The sequence below is a fragment of the Enterobacter sp. PGRG2 genome, from assembly GCF_030291195.1.
GTDB lineage: Bacteria > Pseudomonadota > Gammaproteobacteria > Enterobacterales > Enterobacteriaceae > Enterobacter_D.
Genome location: NZ_CP127837.1, coordinates 1070174 through 1076367 on the forward strand (window position 1 = coordinate 1070174; position 6194 = coordinate 1076367).

Genomic DNA, 6194 nt, shown 5'->3' on the forward strand with positions numbered 1-6194 from the left:
TAATTAACGCGTTCTGCGATCCGGGATAATTAAATCGCCGCGCAGTACGCAGGCACCCAGTACGCTTTGCGTTTTTTCGGTAAGCCAGCTGACAATACGGGCAGCCATGGCGTCCATCGAATACTCGATAGCGGGAATGCTCGGAATGCCCGGTAATTGCAGCGAACCGGCAAGGCTGAACACCATAATGTCGCCCGGCACCGATTTATTAAACGCCTGAAGCTGGCTGATCACCCGCTGCGCTTCCTGCTCGTCGGCCACCAGCAGCGCGTTAAAGTTCAGCGTGGTCGCGTTGTTAAGCAGGACCTGTAAGGCGACGGACGAACTGGTGGAATCCATAAACACCAGATTACGATTAAACGGCAGGAAATTGTTTTCCAGCGCGTGTTTGTAACCGAGTAAAACCTGATCCGCCGCGCCGCTGGTATCCGGGTGGATGACGGCGATCTGGCGTCGGCCCTGGCTTATCAGGTAATTACAGGCGGTTTCAGCGGCGAAAGCGTGGTCAAACTGGATGCTGTTGGTGGATTCCGCCTCGGCGCAATCCACGAGGATCACGCTCTCATCGATGTTGCCCAGCGGAAAACGTGCGCCAATGATCAGCACGTCATCGCACAGGCCGCAGGTCAGCTCCTCCAGCGCATTCATCACGCCCGCTTTATTATTGGCAAAACGCAGCAGCAGATGTTTCTGATGCTGGCTGAGATGTTTCTCAAGCGCGTACAGGTAACCGGTGGTCTGGTTAACGTTGTCCTGGGCGCAAATGACGCCGATACAGCCCGTGGACTGGCTCAGCAGAGACTGGGCGATGACGTTTGGCCGGTAATTCAGTTCATCAACCGCTTTTAACACCGCAAGGCGGCTGGCTTCCTTGACCCCTCGCGACCCACTCAACACCCGTGAAACTGTGGCTTTTGACACCCCAGCTAAACGTGATACGTCGTTGATTGTAGACATCTTTATCCCCTGGGAGGCCCGGCGAGGGCCAAAAAATTCCAAATCGTACAATGGCTCATAATATCGCCAGTTGCAGTATAACCGCTTTCCATTTTTCATGGAAACCGATTTTCCAAACGCACTTTCTTGCTATCAGAATAGCCGCAAAATCTGTGATGCAGCGCTAATAAAGAACGCTTATAAATTACAGAGATTGACGGGCTTCACAATTCATCCGCGAAAAAATGGAAACCGGTTTCCGTTTGTTATCCAATCAGCTCCGCAATAACTTTTAACATTTTGAGGATGGTTGTCGATGGTCAAGATCATGCTGTGTTGTTCTGCGGGCATGTCCACAAGTCTGCTGGTCAGAAAAATGGTCGAAGAGGCGCAAACCCGGGGTTTGCCGGTGGAGATTGATGCCTACGGCGTGGCGGAATTTGATACGCAGTTCTCGCGCTATCAGGTGGTGTTACTCGGCCCACAAGTAAAATACATGTTAAATACGCTTTCCGAAAAGGCTGCCACCTGCGGCATCCCCGTTCAGCCCATCAACCCGATGGATTACGGTATGCAGCGCGGTGATAAGGTACTGGACTATGCTCTGTCGCTCATCGAGGCGGCGCACTAAAAAGGTGTTCCTATGAGTTCGTTATATCAGTCAATGGTTGCCGTCATTGAACAATCCATCACCCCGCTGGCGGGCAAACTGGGTCAGCAGAAATACGTTATCGCCATTCGTGATGGCTTTACCGCCGCGCTGCCGTTCATGATCATCGGTTCGTTTATGCTGGTGTTTATCTTCCCGCCGTTCTCCGCCGATACCACCAACAGCTTTGCCCGTGGCTGGCTGGATTTTTCCCAGACTTACCGCGAACAGCTGATGCTGCCGTTTAACCTCAGCATGGGCGTGATGACGTTCTTTATCTCCGTCGGCATCGGCGCCAGCCTTGGGCGGCAGTTTAATCTCGATCCGGTGATGTCCGGTCTGCTGGCCTTTATGGCGTTTTTGCTGGTCGCAGCACCTTATGCGGACGGCAAAATCTCCACGCAGTACCTGTCCGGCCAGGGGATTTTTACCGCGCTGATCACCGCGATTTATTCCACCCGCATGTACGCGTGGCTGAAGCAGAACAACATTACCATCCGTCTGCCGAAGGAAGTGCCGACCGGGGTGGCGCGCTCGTTTGAGATCCTCATTCCGGTACTGGTGGTGATCGCCACCCTGCATCCGCTGAACCTGTTTATTGAAGCGCAGACCGGCATGATCCTGCCGCAGGCGATTATGCACCTGCTGGAGCCGCTGGTATCCGCATCGGATTCTCTGCCCGCCATTCTGCTGTCGGTGCTGCTGTGCCAGATCTTCTGGTTCGCCGGTATCCACGGTTCGCTGATTGTCACTGGCATCATGAACCCGTTCTGGATGGCGAACCTCTCCGCCAACCAGGCCGCGCTGGCCGCGGGCGCTGCACTGCCGCACGTGTATCTGCAGGGCTTCTGGGATCACTATCTGCTGATTGGCGGCGTGGGCTCCACTTTACCGCTGGCGTTCCTGCTGCTGCGCAGCCGTGCGACGCACCTGCGGACCATCGGCAAAATGGGCATCGTGCCGAGCTTCTTTAATATCAACGAACCGATCCTGTTCGGCGCGCCAATCATCATGAACCCGATGCTGTTCATCCCGTTCGTCTTCGTGCCAATGGTTAACGCCTGCCTCGCGTATGGCGCGACCCGTCTCGGCTGGCTGGCGCAGGTGGTTTCCCTGACGCCGTGGACCACACCGGCACCGATAGGCGCGTCCTGGGCCGCCAACTGGGCGCTGAGTCCGGTGGTGATGTGCCTCATTTGTATGGTGCTGTCGGCGCTGATGTACCTGCCGTTCCTGCGTGCCTATGAGCGCTCGCTGATGAAAACCGAAGAGCAGAAAGCGCAGACCACCAGCCCGCTGGCGGAAACGGTCAGCCAGTAATGAATAAGGAGAAGGTTGAGATGAAATACGCATTTCCCGCGCATTTCTGGTGGGGTAGCGCGAGTTCGGCGCTGCAAACCGAAGGGGAAAGCCAGCACGGCGGTAAAAGCGCAACGACATGGGATCACTGGTACGCCAGCCAGCCGTGGCGCTTTCATCAGCAGGTAGGCCCTGCGGATACCTCGACGTTTTACCAGCACTGGCGCGAAGATATCGCGCTGATGAAACAGCTGAACCATAACAGCTTCCGCACCTCGATCAGCTGGTCACGGCTGATCCCGGACGGAACCGGCGAGGTGAATCCGCAGGCGGTGGCATTTTACAACAATGTCATTGACGAGCTGCTGGCGCAGGGGATCGCGCCGTTTATTACCCTGTTCCACTTCGATATGCCGATGGTGATGCAGGAGAAAGGCGGCTGGGAAAACCGCGAGGTGGTGGAGGCGTTCAGCCGTTATGCGCAGGTCTGCTTTGAGCTGTTCGGCGATCGCGTGATGCACTGGTTTACCTTCAACGAGCCGATTGTGCCGGTGGAAGGCGGCTATCTGTATGACTTCCATTACCCGAACGTGGTGGATTTCAAACGCGCAGCCACCGTGGCCTATCACACTGTGCTGGCCCATGCGTCGGCGGTGCGCGCATTCCGCGCCGGGCACTACGCCGGGGAAATTGGCATCGTGCTGAACCTGACGCCGTCGTACCCGCGTTCGCAGCATCCGGCGGATGTCACCGCGGCGCACCATGCCGATCTGCTGTTTAACCGCAGCTTCCTCGATCCGGTGCTGAAAGGGGAATATCCGCCCGATCTGGTGTCGCTGCTGAAAGAGTACGATCAACTGCCCGCCTGCACGCCGGAAGATGGCGCGCTGATCGCCGAAGGAAAAATCGACCTGCTGGGCATTAACTACTACCAGCCGCGCCGGGTGAAATGCCGTGAAAACGCCGTTAACCCGCTGTCGCCGTTTATGCCGGAGTGGTTGTTTGATTATTACGAGATGCCAGGGCGGAAAATGAATCCGTATCGCGGCTGGGAAATTTACGAGCCGGGTATTTACGACATCCTCACCAATTTACGCGTCAATTATGGCAACCCGCGCTGCTTTATTTCTGAAAACGGCATGGGCGTGGAAAATGAACAGCGCTTTGTAGAAGACGGCAAAATTAATGACGATTATCGCATTGAATTTGTATCCGGGCATTTGAAGTGGCTGCATAAAGGGATCAGCGAAGGCTGTAATTGCCTTGGTTATCACATGTGGACCTTTATTGATAACTGGTCCTGGTGTAACGGCTATAAAAACCGCTACGGTTTTGTCCAGCTGGATCTGAAAACCCAGACGCGCACCGTCAAAAAAAGCGGGGAATGGTTTGCCGCCACCTCAGCCAACAATGGTTTTAACGAAGAGTCTTTATCATGATCGAATTAGAAGAAGCGGTAATGGAAATTATCGTCAACGCCGGGCAGTCCCGCAGCCTGTGCTTTGAAGCCCTGCGTGCCGCGCGCGCGGGCAACATCGACGAAGCCAAAAGCCTGCTGCGCGAAGCCGACGGCTATTCGCGCCAGGCGCACCATATGCAGACAAAACTGATTGAGCAGGATGCCGGCGAAGCCCGCCAGCCGATGACATTAATTATGGTTCATGCCCAGGATCATTTAATGACGTCATTACTGGCCCGTGAATTATCCGAAGAAATCGTCCAGCTGTATCAACGTTAATTTATTTATCAGATAACGGAGAAATCGTTACGAGAATATTTTAATACATCTGTACCCACAAATAATATGACATGGTGATAGCACAATTATTCCGTTTAATACGGACGGGATGATTATTGTCTGAAAATAATTTACTACATTGAGACAAACATGAAATTAAATAAAAAACTTCCGGTGGCGCTGGCGGTCATGGCTGCGCTTTGCTCAGGAAACGTAGTGGCACAGGAATTTACTCAGGAACAGATCGACGCCATCGTGGCTAAAGCGGTGGATAAAGCCCTGGCGGAGCGCCAGGCGAAAATGGACGCGGCCATTGCGAAGAAAGCCGACGTCATCACCGAACCGCAAAGCACCGCCCAGACGCCGGACATGGCGATCCCGTTCGGTGTGAAGTTCACCGGCTATGCGCGTTACGGCGCGCAGTTCCAGAGCGGCGATCAGAAATTCGTCGGCGTCGATGGCTCCTATAACGGCTCCTCGGCCATTGGTCGTCTGGGTAATGAAGGCAACGGCGGCGAATTCCAGCTTTCCAAAGCCTTCAAAGGCTCGAACGGCGCCATCTGGGACATCAATGTGATGATCGATCACTGGGGCGACGAGGTGAACCTGAAAAAAGCCTACGCCGGGGTGACCAACATTCTGGAGTCCAACCCGAACGCCTATATCTGGGCGGGTCGTGACTTCCATCAGCGTCCGCAACAGGGCATCAACGACTACTTCTGGATGAACCATGACGGCCAGGGCGCGGGGATCAAAAACTTCGACATCGGCGGCGTGCAGTTTGACGTGGCGACCGTGGCAGCCGTGGAATCCTGTAGCCCGGAAGTGATGAATGACGAAGGCAACCCGTCGCGCATCACCTGTACCGGCGGCTCCGGCACCGGCGATAAAGGCAACTATGCGGTGACCTCGAAAGTTCACGGCATCAAAGCCGGTCCGATCGACGTGGAGCTGTACGCCAACTATGGCTTTGACTCGAAAGCCGTCGACAGCGATGAGCGTCTGAAAGCCTGGCAGGGCGGCGTGGTGCTGAGCCACACCGGCGACAGCGGCGTGAATAAAGTCATCGCCCGCTACTCCGATAACTCAGACAACAGCGTCTACAACAAAACCGACGAACTGACGGCGATCTACGCCAGCTTTGAAGGTAACTACAAGTTTACCCAACAGGCGCAGGTCGAATACCTGCTGGCGTACCACGACTATTCGAACGATGCGAACAACATCGACGATCGTCGCAACTACAACGCCATTGTGCGTCCGATGTACTGGTGGAACCAGGTGCATTCCACCTGGCTGGAACTGGGCTGGCAGAAAGTTGATTTCGACCAGGGCGGGGATAACCACGGCTGGAAAGCCACGCTGTCGCAGAACATCTCCATCGACATGGGACCGGAATTCCGTCCGATGCTGCGCTTCTACGTGACCGGCGGCAAGGTGGATAACGAACGCACCGCGCGTATCAACAATACCGATGATGAAACCCTGGATTCGTTCAACGTCGGCGCGATGTGGGAAGCGTGGTTCTAGTATGGGTTGCCCGGCGGCGCAGGCTTGCCGGGCCTACAGATG

General features: G+C 55.2%; 6 protein-coding genes. 5 read left to right on the forward strand and 1 reads right to left on the reverse strand.

Annotation, left to right across the window (positions count from 1 at the left end; translation table 11 throughout):
• Positions 1–3: 3 nt before the first annotated feature.
• Positions 4–957, reverse strand: coding sequence for a LacI family DNA-binding transcriptional regulator (locus QRD42_RS04580; protein WP_072570969.1), 954 nt, complete (start codon positions 955–957; stop codon positions 4–6).
• A gap of 295 nt (positions 958–1252) precedes the next feature.
• Here QRD42_RS04580 and QRD42_RS04585 point away from each other — a divergent pair, with 295 nt between their 5' ends.
• The 5 genes from QRD42_RS04585 to QRD42_RS04605 all read left to right on the forward strand — a co-directional run bounded on the left by QRD42_RS04585 (position 1253) and on the right by QRD42_RS04605 (position 6152).
• Positions 1253–1567, forward strand: a complete 315-nt coding sequence (locus QRD42_RS04585) for a PTS sugar transporter subunit IIB (RefSeq protein ID WP_072570968.1) — start codon at positions 1253–1255, stop codon at positions 1565–1567.
• Between the two features lie 12 nt (positions 1568–1579).
• Entirely contained in the window at positions 1580–2905 is a 1326-nt protein-coding gene (locus tag QRD42_RS04590; protein WP_318362519.1) for a PTS sugar transporter subunit IIC, read from the forward strand.
• 20 nt (positions 2906–2925) lie between these two features.
• Entirely contained in the window at positions 2926–4323 is a 1398-nt protein-coding gene (locus tag QRD42_RS04595) for a glycoside hydrolase family 1 protein (protein WP_321988287.1), read from the forward strand.
• A complete protein-coding gene (locus QRD42_RS04600; RefSeq protein ID WP_072570963.1) occupies positions 4320–4622 on the forward strand; it encodes a PTS lactose/cellobiose transporter subunit IIA in 303 nt (100 codons plus the stop codon). Before QRD42_RS04595 ends, QRD42_RS04600 begins: the two co-directional genes overlap by 4 nt.
• 150 nt (positions 4623–4772) lie before the next feature.
• Positions 4773–6152, forward strand: coding sequence for a carbohydrate porin (locus QRD42_RS04605; protein ID WP_072570961.1), 1380 nt, complete (start codon positions 4773–4775; stop codon positions 6150–6152).
• Positions 6153–6194: the final 42 nt, after the last annotated feature.